Origin of the sequence: Streptomyces sp. SS7 (genome assembly GCF_037993025.1) — a bacterium.
Classification (GTDB): domain Bacteria; phylum Actinomycetota; class Actinomycetes; order Streptomycetales; family Streptomycetaceae; genus Streptomyces.
In genome coordinates this window covers 5,696,553-5,714,054 of sequence record NZ_CP141223.1, presented here as the reverse complement: position 1 = coordinate 5,714,054, position 17,502 = coordinate 5,696,553, and the positions used below count along the sequence as shown (strand labels likewise).

17 protein-coding genes and 1 pseudogene are annotated in these 17,502 nt (G+C 70.2%); 13 read left to right on the top strand and 5 right to left on the bottom strand.

Features of this window, described 5'->3' with window-relative positions; all coding sequences use genetic code 11:
• Positions 1 to 127: 127 nt before the first annotated feature.
• From U5640_RS26530 to U5640_RS26500, 7 genes and pseudogenes are all read left to right on the top strand, one after another.
• Entirely contained in the window at positions 128 to 526 is a 399-nt protein-coding gene (locus U5640_RS26530) for a VOC family protein (RefSeq protein ID WP_340378241.1), read from the top strand.
• Positions 527 to 737: 211 nt separating this feature from the next.
• Positions 738 to 1,649, top strand: a complete 912-nt coding sequence (locus U5640_RS26525; RefSeq protein ID WP_340378240.1) for an alpha/beta hydrolase — start codon at positions 738 to 740, stop codon at positions 1,647 to 1,649.
• A 342-nt stretch (positions 1,650 to 1,991) separates the two neighbouring features.
• A complete protein-coding gene (locus tag U5640_RS26520) occupies positions 1,992 to 2,384 on the top strand; it encodes a nuclear transport factor 2 family protein (protein ID WP_340378239.1) in 393 nt (130 codons plus the stop codon).
• A 71-nt stretch (positions 2,385 to 2,455) separates the two neighbouring features.
• Positions 2,456 to 3,154, top strand: coding sequence for a type 1 glutamine amidotransferase domain-containing protein (locus U5640_RS26515; RefSeq protein ID WP_340378238.1), 699 nt, complete (start codon positions 2,456 to 2,458; stop codon positions 3,152 to 3,154).
• Between the two features lie 140 nt (positions 3,155 to 3,294).
• Positions 3,295 to 4,170, top strand: coding sequence for a helix-turn-helix transcriptional regulator (locus tag U5640_RS26510; protein ID WP_340378237.1), 876 nt, complete (start codon positions 3,295 to 3,297; stop codon positions 4,168 to 4,170).
• 12 nt (positions 4,171 to 4,182) lie between these two features.
• A pseudogene (locus U5640_RS26505) lies at positions 4,183 to 4,899 on the top strand (NADP-dependent oxidoreductase); the annotation flags it as partial.
• A gap of 71 nt (positions 4,900 to 4,970) precedes the next feature.
• Positions 4,971 to 5,246 (top strand): zinc-binding dehydrogenase, encoded by a 276-nt coding sequence (locus U5640_RS26500; RefSeq protein WP_340378236.1) that lies wholly within the window; start codon positions 4,971 to 4,973, stop codon positions 5,244 to 5,246.
• Between the two features lie 274 nt (positions 5,247 to 5,520).
• Here the strand turns inward: U5640_RS26500 and U5640_RS26495 are convergent, their stop codons facing one another.
• From U5640_RS26495 to U5640_RS26485, 3 genes are all read right to left on the bottom strand, one after another.
• Complete coding sequence (locus U5640_RS26495) at positions 5,521 to 5,670, bottom strand: hypothetical protein (protein ID WP_340378235.1); 150 nt, start codon at positions 5,668 to 5,670, stop codon at positions 5,521 to 5,523.
• A gap of 71 nt (positions 5,671 to 5,741) precedes the next feature.
• Entirely contained in the window at positions 5,742 to 6,611 is an 870-nt protein-coding gene (locus tag U5640_RS26490) for a helix-turn-helix transcriptional regulator (protein ID WP_340378234.1), read from the bottom strand.
• Between the two features lie 86 nt (positions 6,612 to 6,697).
• Entirely contained in the window at positions 6,698 to 7,567 is an 870-nt protein-coding gene (locus U5640_RS26485; RefSeq protein ID WP_340378233.1) for a helix-turn-helix domain-containing protein, read from the bottom strand.
• Between the two features lie 345 nt (positions 7,568 to 7,912).
• Between U5640_RS26485 and U5640_RS26480 the strand changes: the two genes are divergently transcribed.
• From U5640_RS26480 to U5640_RS26455, 6 genes are all read left to right on the top strand, one after another.
• The gene (locus tag U5640_RS26480; protein WP_340378232.1) at positions 7,913 to 8,929 is read left to right on the top strand and encodes a zinc-dependent alcohol dehydrogenase family protein; all 1,017 of its coding nucleotides are present in this window, start codon (positions 7,913 to 7,915) and stop codon (positions 8,927 to 8,929) included.
• Positions 8,930 to 8,972: 43 nt separating this feature from the next.
• Positions 8,973 to 9,344 (top strand): DUF2255 family protein, encoded by a 372-nt coding sequence (locus tag U5640_RS26475; RefSeq protein ID WP_340378231.1) that lies wholly within the window; start codon positions 8,973 to 8,975, stop codon positions 9,342 to 9,344.
• A gap of 67 nt (positions 9,345 to 9,411) precedes the next feature.
• A complete protein-coding gene (locus tag U5640_RS26470) occupies positions 9,412 to 10,998 on the top strand; it encodes a Na+/H+ antiporter (protein WP_340378230.1) in 1,587 nt (528 codons plus the stop codon).
• 107 nt (positions 10,999 to 11,105) lie between these two features.
• Entirely contained in the window at positions 11,106 to 12,068 is a 963-nt protein-coding gene (locus tag U5640_RS26465; protein ID WP_340378229.1) for an amidohydrolase family protein, read from the top strand.
• Between the two features lie 20 nt (positions 12,069 to 12,088).
• Positions 12,089 to 13,075, top strand: coding sequence for an aldo/keto reductase (locus U5640_RS26460; protein ID WP_340378228.1), 987 nt, complete (start codon positions 12,089 to 12,091; stop codon positions 13,073 to 13,075).
• A gap of 632 nt (positions 13,076 to 13,707) precedes the next feature.
• The gene (locus U5640_RS26455) at positions 13,708 to 14,274 is read left to right on the top strand and encodes a MarR family transcriptional regulator (RefSeq protein WP_340378227.1); all 567 of its coding nucleotides are present in this window, start codon (positions 13,708 to 13,710) and stop codon (positions 14,272 to 14,274) included.
• A 45-nt stretch (positions 14,275 to 14,319) separates the two neighbouring features.
• On the opposite strand, the gene U5640_RS26450 is transcribed toward U5640_RS26455, so the two are convergent.
• The gene (locus U5640_RS26450) at positions 14,320 to 16,743 is read right to left on the bottom strand and encodes a SpoIIE family protein phosphatase (protein WP_340378226.1); all 2,424 of its coding nucleotides are present in this window, start codon (positions 16,741 to 16,743) and stop codon (positions 14,320 to 14,322) included.
• A gap of 39 nt (positions 16,744 to 16,782) precedes the next feature.
• On the bottom strand, positions 16,783 to 17,400 hold the full coding sequence (locus U5640_RS26445) for a TetR family transcriptional regulator (RefSeq protein ID WP_340378225.1): 618 nt from the start codon (positions 17,398 to 17,400) through the stop codon (positions 16,783 to 16,785).
• Between the last annotated feature and the right edge of the window lie 102 nt (positions 17,401 to 17,502).

Sequence of the window (17,502 nt, the reverse complement as noted above, 5' to 3'; positions counted from 1 at the left end):
TCCAGGACACCGTCCAGGACATCACCCAGGACACCGTCCAGGACAAGAACCGACCGTCTAGGACAAGAACCGACCTAATGGGCCCCTACGGTCCTCAGCACACGAGCCCTTCTCCCAAGGAGCGCCGATGCTGCGAGGCCTCACGACCGTCCGCTTCCACGCCGCCGACCTGGAGGCCGCCAAGCGCTGGTACACCGAACTCCTGGGCGTCGGGCCGTACTTCGAGCGCCCCGGCTACGCCGAGTTCCGCATCGGCGACTACCAGCACGAACTGGGCCTGCTGGACAGCAGGTTCACGGGAACGCTGGGCGGCCACGCGGACGCGGCGGGAGGCGCGGTGACGTACTGGCACGTGGACGACGCCGAGGCGACGCTGGCCCGCCTCCTCGCCCTGGGCGCGACCCGCCACGAGCCGCTCCGCGCGTTCGGCGACGGTTTCGTGGGCGGCTCCGTGCTGGACCCGTTCGGCAATGTCCTGGGAATCATGGAGAACAGGCATTACCTGGAGATCCTCGCGGGCCGATGACCCGGACCGGACGCCCGCCCGAGCCCGGGCTCGCTCAGGCCGGAACGCCGACTGTCGGACCACTGAATGAGCAGGGACTCCACTACCCGGTAATTCATATCCAGGGGACGTTTTCTTCCCCCCATCGCGAGTGGACACCACCTCGCCACCGGCGAATCATGGTGTGCGGACCGCCAATCGGCGGAACAGGGGCGAGAAGGGGACAGGCACCATGGTCGAGTCCGTTTCATTCCGAAACAAAGAAATAGAAATAGCGGGACACCTTCATCTACCCGACGACTTCGACGAGAAGAAGACGTACCCGGCTCTGGTCGGAATTCACCCGGCGGGCGGTGTGAAGGAACAGACCATCGGCCAGTACGCGCGGCGGCTGGCCGCCCACGGATTCGTCACCGTGGTCTACGACTCCTCCTATCAGGGAGAAAGCGGCGGCGAACCGCGCCTCCTGGAAGACCCGACGGTCAGGGTCGAGGACGCCCGCTGCGCGGCGGACTTCCTCACCACTCTCCCGTACGTCGACACCGAGCGGATGGGCGTCTACGGTATCTGCGCCGGCGGCGGTTACGCGATCAGCGTGGCGCAGACCGAGCGCCGCTTCAAGGCGGTGGCCACCGTCAGCGCGGCCCCGATGGGCGAGGGTTCCCGGGGCTTCCTGGGCCGTCTGTCCCCGGTGGCCGAGCAGATCAAGACACTGGAGATGGTCGCCCAGCAGCGCACGGCGGAGGCGAGGGGAGCGGCACCGGCCTACGCCCCGTTCGTCCCGGAGACGCTGGAGGAGATCGACGACAACACGCCGGACCTCCTGCGCGAGGGATACGACTACTACCGGACTCCGCGTGGTCGGCATCCCCGTTCCAAGGGCCGTTTCCTGCTGACCAGCATGGACAAAATGTACGCCTTCTCGGCGTTCGACCAGATTCCCCAACTGCTGACCCAGCCGCTGCTTCTCATCGCCGGGAGCAAGGCGGACACAAAGGTGTTCAGCGACCAGGCGTACGAGCTTTCCAACGGCCCGAAGGAACTGTTCGTCGTCGACGGCGCGACCCACATCGCCATGTACGACGTGCCCGAGTACATGGATCAGGCGCTCACCAAAATGGTGAAATTCTTCGCCGCCCTCTAGTCCCGCCGAAGACATATATGTGAGGTCGTCCCGATCTCCGTCGACATCATCACCGACGAGCAGTGGGCACACTGGATCAGCCTGGGTCCGCTGCCCGGATGGGACTCCGCCCAGGGCAGCGAGGACGACATCAACCAGCTGGGCTTCTTCCTGGGTGCCGGCGCGCAGAGCCCGACCGACGCCGGTCCCGAGGCCGTGCACCCCTCGGGCATCGCCACCGCGGAGCACCTCGGCGCGCGCTTCGCGCGGCAGGCCGCGATCTTCCGCGCCGGGCCGGCCGCCCTCGCCGCCTGATCCCAGGACCCTCTTTCCGCTCCACCCACCCCCCGCAAGGAGTACGCCATGTCCGATTCCCCGAGCCTCGCCCTCATCCGCCGGGTCTACGAGTCCCGCATGGCACCCGAGGTCACGAAGGAGGTGATGGCTGCGGACTTCGTCTGGGACATCACCCCAGGCTTCCCGAACAGCGGCGTCTACCACGGCTGGGACAGCGTGGCCACGGACTTCTTCGGCAAGACCATGCCGGACTACGAGTCCTTCGGCGCGGCGCCCGAGGAGTTCTTCGCGGACGACGAGGGCCATGTCTTCGTCTACGGCCACTACCACGCCGTGACGAAGACCGGGAACACCGCCGATGTGCGGTTCCTGCATCTGTGGACGATCCGCGACGGCCGGGCCGTACGCATGCGGCAGATCGCGGACAGCCACGTCCTCCAGGAAGCCCTCAAGGGCTGACCCTCCCCGCTCAGGCCCTCCCAGCTCAGGCCTTCCCAGCTCAGACCTTCCCCTCTCTCAGGAGCTCCCCCATGGCGAAGATCCTCTTCGTGATCACCGCGTCCGACCACTGGACGCTGGCCGACGGAACCCGCCAGCCGGCCGGTTTCTGGGCCGAGGAGGCCCTCGGCCCCTACCGGGTCTTCAAGGAGGCCGGACACGAGATCGCGGCGGCGACCCCCGGCGGTGTGCCGCCGACCGCGGACGCGCTCAGCCTCACCGCGGAGTTCAACGGAGGCGAGGAAGGCGCCGAGCGCATGCGCACCGCACTGCGGGAGGCCACCGAGCTGGCGCACCCGATGCGCATCGAGGACGTGGAGATCGACGACTACGTGGCCGTCTTCTACCCCGGCGGCTGGGGTCCCATGGAGGACCTGCCCGACGACGCCGCCTCCGGCAGGCTGCTCACCGACTGGCTCGCCTCCGGCAAGCCGGTCTCCCTGGTCTGCCACGGCCCCGCGGCCCTGCTGGCCACCATCGGCCCCGACGGCACGTCCCCGTTCACCGGCTACCGTCTGACCGGGCTGTCCAACGCCGAGGAGAAGCAGAACGGTCTCGCGGACCGCGCGAAGTGGCTGCTGCAGGACCGCCTCGTGGGCGAACTCAAGGCCGACTACCGCGAGGCCGACCCGTTCACCCCGCACGTCCAGGTCGACCGCACCCTGTACACCGGCCAGAACCCGTACTCGGCCGTCCCCCTCGCCCAGGAGCTGATCAAGGCGCTGGGCTGACGATCCCGGCAACGCCTCCGCCGGTGGCCCGGCGCGTGATCGCGCACCGGGCCACCGGCCGTCGCCGCACACCGGCCGATCAGGCAGGGGAGGAATCCGTACCCCCCACAAGATGCCGCGTCTGTGCCAGGCTGAAGGTCATGAACCGCAACCCTCATCTGAACGATCTGGGCGAGTTCCTCAAGGCGCGTCGTGCTGAGCTCACCCCCTCCGATGTCGGTCTCCGCGGCGGGCCACGGCGGCGTGTGAAGGGGCTGCGCCGTGAGGAGGTGGCGCTCCTCGCCGCGATCAGCACCGAGTACTACACCCGGATCGAACAGGGCCGGCTCCAGGCATCGGCTCCCCTGCTCGACGAGATCGCCCAGGTGTTGCGACTGAACGACGACCAGCGGGCCTATCTCTTCGACCTCGCGGCGAAGGAGAGGGTGCGCCCGTCCGCGTACCGCGAGCGCCAGCAGGTGGACCCGCAGCTGCAGCGCATGCTGGACGACCTCAGCGCCTCCCCTGCCTTCGTCATCGGCCGGTGCACCGACATCCTCGGCTGGAACCGGCTCGCCGCCGCCCTGTGGACCGACTTCGGGCGTTACCCCGAGCCGGAGCGGGTGTTCGTCCGGCTGCTGTTCACCGAGCCCTGGATGCGCGAGCTGTACGTCGACTGGGAGGAGGTGACCCGGCTGGCCATCGCCCAACTGCGCATGGAGAGCGCGCGCTACCCCGACGACCAGCCGCTCACCGCGCTGGTCGAGGAACTCTCCGCCCGTGACGCGCAGTTCCGGCAGTGGTGGACCGCACACGACGTCGCGATGCGGGGCAAGGGCGTCAAGAAGCTGCGGCACCCGGTGGTGGGCGAGCTGACCCTCGACTGGAACACGCTGACCTGCGGCACGGACCCCGACCAGCACATCATCGTGTGGAACGCCGAGCCCGGCACCGCCTCCCACGACGGGCTGCGCCTCCTCGCCTCCTGGGCCGCCGACCAGAAGCCGACGGCGTCCGCATCCGACGCGACGACCTGAACGCTGTCACGCATGGGGGGGGGAAGGACGCGTCCCCCCTGTGGCCGTATCCCCGCCAGGATTCCTCCCCTTTTCCGGGCGTACGCGGGACGGAAAAGTCGAACACCTCGACGACCCCTGTCAGACAACGAGGTGCTACGCATGAAGGCTGTCGGTTTCACGGAATTCGGTGGGCCCGAGGTGCTCCAGGTTCTCGAGCTGCCCGCCCCGGATGCCGGTCCGGGAGAGGTACGCATCCGGGTGCGCGCCGCGACCGTCAACCCGGTCGACGCCCTCCGGCGCAGCGGCCCCGCCCGCTCCCCCGGCGTCCGTCCGCCGTCCGTTCCCGGCATGGAGGCCGCCGGCGTCGTGGACCGGATCGGCCCGGGGACGGACACGGACCTGAGCGTCGGCGACCACGTGATGGCGATCGTGGTCGCCGACGGCTCCCACGGCGCCTACGCAGAGCACGTCGTGGTCCCGGCGGAGTCCGTGGTGCGCGCACCCCGCGGAGCGAGCGACGTCCAGGCCGCGACCCTGCCGATGAACGGTCTCACCGCCCGTCTGGCGCTGGACACGCTCGGCCTGGAGGCCGGGCAGACCGTGGCGATCACCGGAGCGGCCGGTGCGGTGGGCGGTTACGCCGTCCAGCTGGCCAAGGCGGACGGGCTGCGGGTGGTGGCCGACGCGTCGGAGCAGGACGAGGCCCTGGTCAAGGAGCTCGGCGCCGACATCGTCCTGCGTCGCGGCGCCGCATACCCGGACCGGGTCCGCGCGGAGGTCCCGGAAGGCGTCGACGGACTCCTCGACGGCGCCTCGCTGTGGGTGCGCTCACCGCCCGTGCGGTGCGTGACGGGGGGCGGGTGGTCACGCTGCTGGGCTATGACGGTCCCGGTGAACGAGGCATCGTCTACCAGCCGATCGTCGTGTTCCGCTACGCCCGGGAGCGGGCCGAGCTCGACCGGCTGCGGCAGCAGGTGGAAGACGGCGAGATCACCCTCCGGGTCGCCCGCACGTTCGCGGCCGAACAGGCCACCGAGGCACACCGGCTCCTCGCGGCGGGCGGTGTGCGCGGCCGGTTGGTGCTGACGTTCTGAGTCCTGACCCGCTCTGGTCCTGACGTTGAGTTCTGGCGTTGAGTTCTGGCGTGCTGAGGCGGGGCACGTGCGGCGGCAGCTCATCGAGACGATGGCGATGGGCTCCTGTCGCCGGGACGACCGCCCTCGACGCCTCGTCCTGCTCGCCTTCGCGCCGGCCCGGCTCCTCAGGGAGGACGGGCTGCGCGGCTCGGTGACCGCGCCGGACAGCCGGCCGAGTACTGCCAGGTGTCGCTGCCGGTGCTCCGGGAGGCCCTGGACGAGATCGGACCCGTCAACTCGTCGACCAGTTTGACCAGTTCGACCAGCTCCCTTCGGCCGGTCGGGTCCCCACGTCACCGAGCAGCTCGGCGAAGGAGTCCTGGCGGGCGGCCGAGAGCCTTGCCGCAGCCTCGCGTCCCGAGTCGGTGAGGAGCAGGTCCATTCCCTCGCGCGTGGCTCGGACGCGCGTGGCTCGGATCAGGCGCACCCTGACCCGACCGGACCCGAGAGGCCTCAGGCCGCCGCATCGCCCGCGGGCTGATTCGGATCCGCGGTCCACGACGCCAACAGCAGAAGCCCGTCGTGGGACGGGGTCCCGGGGTCGGCGGTGGCGATCAGCAGTTTCTGCGCGGGATCGGCGGTGCAGGTCAGGCTGTCCCAGTCCAGGGTGAGATCACCGACGAGAGGGTGGCGCAGCCGCTTCGTGCCCGTCCGCAGGCCGTTCATCTGGCGGCCTGCCCACCACTGCCGGAAGTCGGCGTCGGCGACCGACAACTCGCCGACGAGCGCGGCAAGCCCGGGGTCGCCGGGGTACCGGGCGGCCTCCAGGCGCAGATGCGTCACGCAGGTCCTGGCGTTGGTCCTCCAGTCGAGGCAGAGCTCCCGGAAGGCGGGGTCGGTGAACATCAGCCGCGCGTAGTTGCGCTTCTTCGCGGGGACGGTGCCGAAGTCGGTGAGCACAGCGGCTGCCAGCGGGTTCCAGGCGAGGATGTCCAGGTGCCGGCCGATGACGAGCGCGGGGCTCGTGGACAGCTCGTTCAGAAGGCGTCTGAGCTGCGGGTGGGCCTTCTGCGCCGGCCGACGGCGCGGTCCGCGGGCGGCTCCCGCTGCCAGCTCGAACAGGTGGTCGCGCTGGGCGTCGTCGAGGTGCAGGACGCGGGCGAGCGTGACGAGCACCGTCCTCGGCACGGCGGCCCGTCCCTGTTCCAGCCGCGCGTAGGAGTGGGTGCTGATCCCCACGAGTTGGGCGACCTCCTCACGGCGCAGCCCGGGCACGCGCCGGGGCGTCCCGGACTCGGGCAGACCGACGGTACGCGGGCCGAGTCGGGTCCGGCACGCCTTGAGGAATTCTCCCAGTTCCGTCACATCACCTTCGGTGCACATAGCACGAGTGTCACAGTATTGAGCCGAATTGTGAGGGGGAGAATTTCCTCCCAGGTCTATCCTCTGCCCTCGACGGAAGCGCCGTATCAGGTGGCCCGACCAGCCGTGAGCCCGCCGGGCCGGCCGACGGCTCGCGAGGCGAGGGCTTGCAGTCCTCGATACGACGGACTGCCCGGCTCCGCCGTCCAGACGACGAGTTCCTGGTCGGGATCACCGGCGCAGATGAGGGTGTCCCGGTCCAGGACGAGTTCGCCCACGAGAGGGTGGTGGAACCGCTTGACGCCCTGCCTTCGTGACGGCGCGCGACTGCTCCCCCACCACCGGCCGAAGTCCCTGTCCTCCACGGAGAGTTCGCCGACCAGACTGATCAACTGCGGATCCTCGGGGTGTTCGGCGGCCTCCCTGCGCAGCTGGGAGACGCAGTCACGGGCGACGCCCCGCCAGTCCGTGCAGAGCGTCCGCATGGCGGGATCGGTGAACAGAATGCGGACGTAATTACGCCTGCTTTCCGGCACCTTCGCGAAATCGGTGAACAGGGCGACGGCGAGCGGATTCCACGCCAGGATGTCCATACGGCGGCCGATCACCACGCCGGGACTCGCGGTGAGATCGTCGAGCACGCGGCACAGCTGCGGGTGCGCCTTCTGCGCGGCCGGCCGGCGGTGTCGTGCCCGCGGCCGGCCCACCAGCTCGAACACGTGGTCACGCTGGCGATCGGACAGGTGCAGGACATGGGCGAGCGTGGCCAGCACTGACGCGGACGGCTGAATGCGTCCCTGTTCCAGCCGTGTGTAGTAGTCGGTGCTGATGGCGGCGAGCAGGGCGACCTCTTCCCTGCGCAGGCCGGGCACCCGTCGGCCGCCGGTGTCGGGCAGACCGACGGTGCGCGGGTTCAACTCGGCCCTCCGCGCCTTGAGGAATTCCCCTAGTTCGTTCGGTTGCGGGTTGCCGGTCATGACGCCAGTGTGGCATCATCCGGCCGCCGCGAGGGGGGTAAGGTTTTCTCCCCTGGATACGCAGATCCCCGGATGGAATTCTCCCCTTTGTGGGCCCTCGGGGAAGTGACAAAGTCGGTGCCGTGGCGGAATACCGGGATGACGAGCGACCGGGAATCCGGGATTTCACCGGTGACCCGCACAATCCCCCTACTCGAATCCACGCAGGGCGACCGCGGCCTCGTCACCGTCACCGCTCCGGCCTCCCCGTCGTGGAGAAGGCGGAGCAGGCCGACGCCTGAGGGACACGCCCGCCGCGCCCGCCCCTGACGGTCACGCCACCACCACGAGAGCCAGGAAGACACCATGCGAGCAACCATCATCCACGCGCCGGGCGACATCCGGGTGGAGAACGCCCCGGAGCCGAGGATCGAGGCGCCGACGGACGCGGTCGTCCGCACCGTCGCCGCCTGCGTGTGCGGCTCCGACCTGTGGAGCTACCGGGGCGTCCTGCCGGTCGCCGGGCCGCAGCCGATCGGCCACGAGTACGTCGGCGTCGTCGAGGAGGTCGGCAGCGAGGTCTCGACCGTCAGGCCGGGACAGTTCGTCATCGGTTCCTTCGTCGCCTCCGACAACACCTGCCCCAACTGCCGGGCCGGCTACCAGACCTCCTGCCGGCACGCGCAGTGGGTCAACGGTGCCCAGGCCGAGTACCTCCGCGTCCCCCTCGCCGACGGCACGCTGGTCGCCACCCCGGAGCAGCCGGACGAGGAACTGATCCCGAGCCTGCTGACCCTGTCCGACGTCATGGGCACCGGCTGGTACGCCGCCCGGGCGGCCGAGGTCCGGCCCGGTTCGACGGCCGTGGTCGTCGGTGACGGCGCGGTCGGCCTGTCCGGCGTCATCGCCGCGAAGGAACTGGGCGCCGAACGGATCATCGCCATGAGCCGCCACGAGACCCGGCAGAAGCTGGCCCTGGAGTTCGGCGCCACCGACATCGTCACGGAGCGGGGCGAGGAAGGCGTCGCCCGCGTCAAGGAGCTGACGGACGGAGTCGGCGCCGACTCGGTCCTCGAGTGCGTCGGCACGCAGGAGTCGATGCACCAGGGCCTGCAGTCCGCGCGTCCGGGCGGCAACGTCGGCTTCGTCGGCTTCCCTCACGGTACGCAGATCGACGGTCAGGAACTCTTCTTCTCCCACGTCGGCCTGCGCGGCGGTCCCGCCCCGGTACGCGCCTACCTCCCCGACCTGATCGACCGCGTCCTCGACGGCCGTATCGACCCGGGCAAGGTCTTCGACCTCACCCTGCCCCTGGACCAAGCCGCCGAGGGTTACAGGGCCATGGACGAGCGCCGCGCCGTCAAGACGCTGCTTCGTCCGTGATCGTGCCCCCTGACCGACTGGACAGGCCGTGATCGTGACTCCCATGACCGACCGGACAGACGACGAACTCGCCCGCATCGCCGAGGCCGACGAACTGGAGATGGCCCCGCTCCGGCGTGACGGCACCCTGCGCCCTCCGGTACCGATCTGGGTCGTCCGCGACGGCGACGATCTGTACATCCGCTCCTTCCGAGGGGAGCGCGGCGACTGGTCGCGCACCGCCGTCGCGACCCGCGCGGGCCACGTCCGCTCGGGCGGGGTCGACAAGGACGTCACCTTCGCCGCCGTACCCGACCCGGGAACCAACGACCGCATGGACGCGGCGTACCGGAGCAAGTACGGCCGTTTCGGCGGCGCGTACGTCAATCCCATGGTGGCCGCGCGTGCCACGACGCTGCGGCTGCTGCCCGGATGACCAGGAAGATCCCCGTCGAACTCGCTGAGCCGTCACCGCCGGCCGGCCCCGCACCGGAGTAAGTGTCATGCTCGGTCTCGAACTCGTCGTCGTCCTGGGGGCGGCGGTGCTCGCGGGAAACTTCCTGGGACAGCGCTTCCGCGTCGCACCGCCTGTCGTGCTGCTGGCCCTGGGCGCCCTCATCGGCCTCGTCCCGGCCGTCCGCCAGACACAACTCCCGCCCGAAGTCGTGCTGTTGCTCTTCCTTCCCGTCCTGCTGTACTGGGAGAGCCTGACCACGTCGATGCGGGAGATCCGGACGAACCTGCGCGGCATCGTCCTGCTCAGCACCGTGCTGGTGATCCTCACCGCGGGGGCGGTGGCGGTCGCGGGCCACGCGCTGGGGCTGCCGTGGGGACCGGCATGGGCCCTGGGCGCCGCCGTGGCACCGACCGACGCCACCGCGGTGAGCGCCCTGGCGGGTTCCCTGCCGCGCCGTCAGATCACGGTCCTGCGTGCGGAGAGTCTCGTCAACGACGGTACCGCGCTGGTCATCTTCGGGCTGGCGGTCGGCCTGACCGTCGGCGAGGAGCACCTCACCGTCCCTCACGTGGGCGCGCTGTTCCTGCTGGCGTACGGCGGTGGGGCCGCGGTGGGCGTGGCGGTCGCCTGGGTCAACATGAACCTGCGCCGCCGGCTGGACGATCCCCTGCTCGGCAACCTCGTCATGATCCTCGCGCCGTTCACGGCGTATCTGCTGGCCGAGTTCATCCACGCCTCCGGCGTCCTCGCGGTCGTGGTGAGCGGCCTGATCATGGCCCAGGTGGCGCCCAGCCTCATCCGGGCCGAGCACCGTCGCCAGGCACTGGCCTTCTGGCCGCTGGCCACGTTCATCATCAACGGCGCCCTGTTCGTCCTGGTGGGAGTGGAACTCCAGTACGCGCTGCGCCACTTGAGCCGATCCGACCTCAGGGACGCCCTGATCGCGATCGGACTGGTCGGCGTGGTCCTGGTCGCGGTCCGGTTCGCGTTCCTGTTCTCCTCCGCCTACCTGATCCGCGCTGTCGACCGGCGTCCCGAGCAGCGGCTGCGGAGAATGAGCGACCGGGCCCGAGTGGTCAGCGGGCTGGCGGGCTTTCGGGGCGCGGTCTCGCTGGCCGTGGCCCTGTCGGTGCCCGAGACCCTCGACTCGGGAGCACCTTTCCCGGACCGCGCCTTCATCGTCTTCGTCACCTCCGGCGTCATCGTGGTGACCCTCGTGGTGCAGGGGCTGCTGCTGCCGGGCGTGGTGCGCTGGGCCCGGCTGCCCCGCGACACCTCCGTCGACGAGGAGCAGATCCTCGCCGAGACCACGGCCACCGAGGAGGCCATCAAGGCACTGCCCGGGCTCGCGGCGCGACTGGGCGCCACCCCCAAGGTCATGGAGTGGCTGCGGCAGGAGTACGAGGCCCATCTGGCGACCGTACGAGCGCGGGGCGCGGGCACGGACGACGATCCCGCCCTGCTCCACAACCGCCACTACACGGACCTCCGCCTCGCCCTCATCGCCACGAAGCGCGCCACGGTCGTCCGTCTGAGGGACGAGGCGCAGATCGACGACACCGTGCTCCGCCGGCTCCAGGCGGCCCTGGATGCGGAAGAGGTCCGGCTGGCCGGAGGCGAGCAGGTGGAGTAGCGAAAGCAACCCCCGGTAGCAACCACCGGTGGCCACCGCCGGAAGCAACCACCGGAAGCCACCACCTGGCGTCCACGTCCCCGCCCGCGAGAAGGAAGCCCGCCGCCATGACCTCCGGTCTCATCGACGTCCACGCCCACCACCTGCCCGGCTTCTACGTCGAACAGGCGACCGCGGCGGGCCACGCCCGTCCCGACGGCATGGGTGGCTGGCCGTCGTGGTCCGTGCGCGATCACCTGGATCTCATGGACCGCAACGGCATCGGGACCGCGATGCTCTCCCTGTCCTCTCCCGGCGTCCACTTCGGTGACGACGAGGCGGCCCGCCTCCTCGCCCGGCGCGTCAACGAGTACAGCGCCGAACTGGCGCGCGACCATCGCGGCCGCTTCGGGACCTTCGTCTCGCTTCCGCTGCCGGACGTGGACGGCGCGCTGGAGGAGATCGCCTTCGCCTTCGACGAACTGGGCGCCGACGGCGTGGCTCTGCTGACCCACACCCACGGCGTCTACCTGGGCGACGAACGCCTCGAACCGGTCTTCGCGGAGCTGGACCGCAGGGGGGCCGTGGTCTTCCTGCACCCCACCTCACCCGCGTGTTGGGAGCAGTCGGCTCTCGGCAGGCCGCGTCCGATGGTCGAGTACGTCTTCGACACGGCGCGCACCGTCACGGACCTGGTGATGGCGGGCGTCCTGACCCGCCACCCGAACCTGCGGGTGATCGTCCCGCACTGCGGCGGCGCGATCCCGGTCCTGGCCGACCGCATCAACGAGTTCATGCACCTCTTCGTCCCGTCGCAGGAGGCGCCCCGGCGCGACGCCGTCGAGCAACTGCGCGCCCTGTACTACGACATCGCGGGTACGGCCTTCCCGCGCCAGGTTCCCGCACTGCTGAAGCTCGTCGACCCCGACCGTGTGCTCTTCGGCAGCGACTACTGCTGGACGCCGCCGCCCCTTGCCGACGCCCACATCGCCGCGATCGACGCGGCCGCCCCACCGGCCGAAGGCGCCACATGGCGCTCGCTCACCGCGGCCAACGCCACGCGCCTGTTCCCGAACGTTCCGCCACGGTGACACATCCCCAGGGAGGAAAAATGCACATGCGCACCCTCGGACGCGAGCTACGCGTCTCCGCCGTCGGCCTCGGCGCCATGGGCATGTCCCAGAGTTACGGCCCCAACCCCGGCGACCGGAACGACATGATCGCCGTGCTCCGTGACGCCGTGGATCTGGGCGTCACGTTCTTCGACACCGCGGAGGTGTACGGCCCCTACGGCAACGAGGAGCTCGTCGGAGAGGCCCTGGCCCCGGTGCGCGACCAGGTGGTCATCGCCACCAAGTTCGGATTCCGCATCGAGGACGGTGCGGCCGTCGGGCTGAACAGCCGGCCCGAGCAGATCCGCTCCGTCGCGGACGCCTCCCTCACACGCCTGCGAGTCGAGCGGCTCGACCTGTTCTACCAGCATCGCGTCGACCCGGAGGTGCCCATCGAGGACGTCGCGGGCACGGTCGGCGAACTCGTGCGGGAGGGCAAGGTCCGCTGCTTCGGGCTCTCGGAGGCCAGTGCGCGGACCATCCGGCGCGCCCACGCCGTCCACCCGGTGACGGCGGTGCAGAGCGAGTACTCGCTGTGGACCCGGGACCCCGAGCCGGAGGTCCTGCCGACGTGCACCGCGCTCGGTATCGGATTCGTGCCCTTCAGCCCACTCGGCAAGGGGTTCCTCACCGGGGCTGTGGACGCCTCGACACCGTTCGCAGCCGACGACGTCCGCACCACCATCCCGCGGTTCACCGCCGAGAACCGGGCGGCGAACCAGGCACTCGTCGCACACGTCACCACGCTCGCGCAGGCCAAGGCCGCCACACCGGGACAGGTGGCCCTCGCCTGGCTGCTCGCCCGGCATCCGTCGATCGTGCCGATCCCCGGAACCCGGCGCACCGCCCGCGTCGGGGAGAACATCGGCGCCACGCGTGTTCCGCTCTCCGCCGACGAACTGTCGGACCTCGACGCACTCGCAGGACGCGTCGGCGTCCGGGGAGACCGCTACAACGAGCACCACATGTCGCTGGTGGACAAGTAGGAAACACCAGGAGCCGGCCAGCCGCGGCTGCCCCCGCCAGTACCCGGCCGTCGTCTGCCTTCCACTCGCCACCCTGATGACCGTCACCGGTTCCAGACGATCCGCCGTCGGCACCCTGGACAAGCCACCGGTAGACGCGTCTTCCTGGAGCGATCAGGTGCACCGCAGGAGGTGGGTACGGGGCGGAAGCCGGCGTAGTACTGCCGAGACGACCAGCCGACTGCTCGCCGCTTGCTTCTCTGAACGGCTGGACAGGCCCTGTCGGAGGTGCGTGACCGTCGTCGACGGCAGCCGGCTTCACGCCGAGCGGAATCCGGAAGAACAGGGGCCGCTCGCCGCCAGATCGTTGAGGACAGCGTCGACCGTAGGCCAACAAAGGTCGGCTGTATCGAAGTCCGCACCGCGTGGCTGGCCTCTCGGCAAGGGGGTGGGCCGGGGTTGCAGCAAATCCGCAGCAGATCCGCAGCAGATCCGCAGCAGGTCCGAAGCCGGAGGAAGCAGTCCGCGTGGGGTGCGAGCAGACGGTGCCCGAGCCCGGAGGGATCGGCCACATGAGGCCGAGCACCTCATGATTTGGGCCCGAACAATTCTGATGTCCCACGCCTCCGCAGGCGGCCCGAAGGAGCGTGCCCGTGCCCGGCCAACGATCCATCACCGAAGCCGAGAAGCTGGCAGAGGCCAAGCTCGGCGGTCGCGTCCGGCATGACCAGATGGCCGTCGTCGCCAACATCTATCGCGCCGCCTCAGCGGTACGGCAGCACCTGGAGAACTCCGTGTTGCGCGGCGTCGATCTGACCTGGACCGCCTTCGTGGTGCTCTGGGTCGTCTGGATCTGGGGCGAGTCGGAGACGCGGCACGTGGCCGAAGAGGCCGGGATTTCCAAGGGCACGCTCACAGGGGTTGCCCGGACGCTGGAGAGACGAGGGCTCGTGCGGCGAGCAAACCATCCCACCGACGGCAGGCTGGTGCTCCTGAGCCTGACCGACGACGGCGAGAAGCTGATGCAGCGCGTCTTTCCGGCGTTCAACGAGGAGGAAGCCTTCGTCACCGGGCAGCTCAGCGACGCTGACTGCCGGACCGTCGCCGCCGGACTGCGCCGGGTGGTGCTGCAGGTGGAGGAGAAGGGCGAGGAGCGCCGCCGGGATCTGTTGGGCGGTGCCGCCCCCGCACCACGCCGCAGCGGTCGCCGCAAGGCCTGAGCCGCGACCGGCCCCGACGAGATCCCGGACGAGGACGCCGCATCGCTACAGCTCGAATTGCTCGCCGACGAAGGTCGCCAGCAGCTTGGCCGGCGACAGCGGCACCTCGGTCCAGATGGTCTTGCCTCTCGACGTGTACCGCGTTCCCCAGCTTCGGGTCAGCTGTGCGACCAGGAACAGACCTCGGCCGCCCTCGTCCTCCATAGCGGCCCGCCGCAGGTGGGGCGAGGTGTGGCCGCCGTCCGAGACCTCGACGATGAGGCCACGCTCCTGGATGAGCCGTAGACACACCGGAGCGCCGCCATAGCGGATCGCGTTGGTGACCAGCTCGCTGACGACGAGCTCGACGACGAACGACGCGGCTTCGTCGACTCCCCACGTGGCGAGCTGATCGCAGGCCAGCGACCGCGCTCTTGCCACTTCTCCGGGGTCGGGGGCCACGTCCCACGTCGCCACCAGGCTCTCGGCCAGGGCGTGGACTCGGAGCAGCAGCAGTGCGGCGTCGTCCTCGGGGGCCTGGGGCAGGAGTCTGGTGACGACCCGGTCGCATGTCCTGTCCAGTCCGTCGTCCGCGGGTCCGGCGAGCGCGGCGCAGAGAGCGCGGACTCCTGCGTCGATGTCCGTCTGACGGTCTTCGACGAGTCCGTCGGTGTAGAGAGCGAGCATGGCGCCTTCCGACAGCTCGATGTCGGCGCATTCGAACGGCAGGCCGCCCAGACCGAGGGGTGGTCCGGCGGGAAGGTCCACCAGCTCGGCGTGTCCGTCGGGGGTGACCAGTACGGGTGGCAGATGGCCCGCCCGCGCCATGACGCAGTGCCGGGAGACGGGATCGTAGATCGCGTACAGGCAGGTGACGCCCAGTGCCTGGTCCTCGGCCTCGGCGGGCCCGGAAGCCGGGGCACCGGTCCGCGCCACCAGGTCGTCGAGCCGGGCGAGCAGTTCGTCCGGCGCGAGGTCGAGCGCCGCGAGCGCCGCGACGGTGGTGCGCACCCGGCCCATGGTGGCTGCCGCGCCCGTGCCGTGTCCGGCCACATCGCCCACCACCAGCCCCACACGTGCCCCGGAGAGGGGGATGACGTCGTACCAGTCCCCTCCGACGCCGGCGGGACCTGCCGCGGGCAGATAGCGATGGGCGACCTCCACGCCCGGCTGCTGGGGCAGGGTACGAGGGAGAAGATCACGCTGGAGCATGAGCGCGGTCGCGTGTTCCCGGGTGTAACGGCGGGCGTTGTCCAGGCAGACCGCGGTGCGGGAGACGAGCTCTTCCGCGAGCTGGACCTCCTCCTGCTCGAAGGGGTCAGCGTGTCGGGAGCGTGCGAAGGCCACCACGCCCAGGGTGGCACCACGGGCCTTGAGCGGAAGGGCGAGCGCACGGGCGGCCGCGTCGGTGACCGACGTGTTCTCGGCCAGGCACCGCAGGCGGACGGCGTCCAGCGCGTCGTACGCGGTGTCCTTGGCCGCGGCGTGATCGGTGCGGTGAGTCACCCGGCACAGGGTGGGACGAGTGCCGAAGTGCTGTGGTTCCTGCCCGCTCAGGACAGGTTCGAAGACATCCACGGTGACGGCATCGGCGAACTCGGGAACCGCGAGTTCCGCCAGCTCTCCGGCCGTGCGCCGGATGTCCAGGGTTCTTCCGATAGTGCCGCTCGCCCGGCTGAGCAAGGCGAGACGCCGGCGCGCCACATAGCGGTCGGTGATGTCGAGGGCCGCCTCACAGACTCCGACCGGACGGCCTTCCCCGTCCTGGAGCCGGAAGTAGGAACACGACCAGACGCGTTCGTGATGGGGGTCCAGGAGGGTGGCGCTGCGGTAACGGACGTCGACCACGGGTGCGCCGGTGCGGGCCACGCGCTGGACGATCTCCTCGACGCTCGTGACCGTCCCGTCGCCCTCCGCCAGCACCTCGCCCTGCGGCAGGATGTCCTTCACGAACCTGTCGGCAGCGTCCTCGAGCGGGGTTCCGAACTGCTTCTCGATCGCGGCGTTGATCCAGTGCACCCGGGCGTCCGTGTCGTAGACCACCAGCTGAACGGGCGCTTCCCGGTCGAGTCCGTCTAGCAGGGCCCGGCGGACGGCCTCCCGGTGCGCCAGCTCGGCATCCATGGCCGTCAGCAGCCAGCCCGTCGCGTCCGTCCCCAGGGCGAGCGGGATGAGGGACAGGGACACGGACACCGGGCGGCCGTCACCGCGGCGGACCGGCCGAGGGCCGAGCGACCACGCCGCACCGCCACCGCCGGCGGCGACTGAGACGCCGGCTCCCGTCTCGGCATCGGCCAGGACGGCGTCGGCGGACCGGCCGAGGACTTCCATGGACGCCCGTCCGAACAGTTCCTCGGCTTCCCTGCTCCAGCCGGTGAACCGCAGATGCTGGTCCAGCACCGCGGTCGCGCCGACGGGCGCAGGTATGGTCGAGGACGTCGTACCGCGCGGCCGGACCTGCTGGTCACGCCCTTTGAACATGCTCGTCATCGCCGCTCCTGAGGTTGGTGCAGGAGAGCTTCGGCCCATTCAATGTACGCCGGTCGCCTTCGGTGATGCCCGCACGCGGTGAGCCGCGAGGAGCCGGCGCAAGGCGTCGATGCTCTCCTCGGTGCGGTCCGGTGCGCCGGACGTGACCTGGTGGAACACCAGGCCGTCCAGGGCCGCGAACACGATCTCCGTCATCTCCTGCGACACGTCGAAGCAGGCCAGTGCCTCGCGCACGGCATCGCGGTACGCGTCGTAGAGCAGGTCGACGTGGTGGCGCAGCTCCGGCCGCCGGCTGGCTTCGAGCTTCAGCTCGTACTGGAAGGCCTGGACGTCGGGGTCGGCCGCGATGAACTCGGCCAGGGTCGCGGCGAAGTCCTCCAGCCTTCCGCTGGCAGGCACCAGCGACGACGTCTCGATGCTGCGTGTGACACACCACCGCAGCGCCTCCTCGAGCAGCGTGTCGCGCGAACCGAAGTGGTGGGCGACCAGTCCGTGCGTGACACCGGCTTCGGCGGCGACAGCACGGTAGGTCAGTTTCCGCAGGCCGCCCCGGCCCACCACCCTCACCGCCGCGGCCAGGAGCGCCCCTCGCCCTTCGCCGTAACCGGGCCGGGCCTCCTGGCCGGTCTCACCGTCCGCCTCCACCTCGGCAGTCACTCGCCCTCCCTCTGTCCGCTCTTCCCCTTCGACTCAATCTATCCTATTGACAAGTTATCCAGATGGATAGATTCTCGCTGCAGCGCACGTCTTCTCCTCTCT

Excerpts from the sequence above, each read along its gene's own strand:
- U5640_RS26530 (WP_340378241.1), top strand. The coding sequence starts at position 128 with ATGCTGCGAGGCCTCACGACCGTCCGCTTCCACGCCGCCGACCTGGAG.
- U5640_RS26525 (WP_340378240.1), top strand. The coding sequence starts at position 738 with ATGGTCGAGTCCGTTTCATTCCGAAACAAAGAAATAGAAATAGCGGGA.
- U5640_RS26520 (WP_340378239.1), top strand. The coding sequence starts at position 1,992 with ATGTCCGATTCCCCGAGCCTCGCCCTCATCCGCCGGGTCTACGAGTCC.
- U5640_RS26515 (WP_340378238.1), top strand. The coding sequence starts at position 2,456 with ATGGCGAAGATCCTCTTCGTGATCACCGCGTCCGACCACTGGACGCTG.
- U5640_RS26510 (WP_340378237.1), top strand. The coding sequence starts at position 3,295 with ATGAACCGCAACCCTCATCTGAACGATCTGGGCGAGTTCCTCAAGGCG.
- U5640_RS26495 (WP_340378235.1), bottom strand. The coding sequence starts at position 5,670 with ATGGACCTGCTCCTCACCGACTCGGGACGCGAGGCTGCGGCAAGGCTC.
- U5640_RS26490 (WP_340378234.1), bottom strand. The coding sequence starts at position 6,611 with ATGTGCACCGAAGGTGATGTGACGGAACTGGGAGAATTCCTCAAGGCG.
- U5640_RS26485 (WP_340378233.1), bottom strand. The coding sequence starts at position 7,567 with ATGACCGGCAACCCGCAACCGAACGAACTAGGGGAATTCCTCAAGGCG.
- U5640_RS26480 (WP_340378232.1), top strand. The coding sequence starts at position 7,913 with ATGCGAGCAACCATCATCCACGCGCCGGGCGACATCCGGGTGGAGAAC.
- U5640_RS26475 (WP_340378231.1), top strand. The coding sequence starts at position 8,973 with ATGACCGACCGGACAGACGACGAACTCGCCCGCATCGCCGAGGCCGAC.
- U5640_RS26470 (WP_340378230.1), top strand. The coding sequence starts at position 9,412 with ATGCTCGGTCTCGAACTCGTCGTCGTCCTGGGGGCGGCGGTGCTCGCG.
- U5640_RS26465 (WP_340378229.1), top strand. The coding sequence starts at position 11,106 with ATGACCTCCGGTCTCATCGACGTCCACGCCCACCACCTGCCCGGCTTC.
- U5640_RS26460 (WP_340378228.1), top strand. The coding sequence starts at position 12,089 with ATGCACATGCGCACCCTCGGACGCGAGCTACGCGTCTCCGCCGTCGGC.
- U5640_RS26450 (WP_340378226.1), bottom strand. The coding sequence starts at position 16,743 with ATGACGAGCATGTTCAAAGGGCGTGACCAGCAGGTCCGGCCGCGCGGT.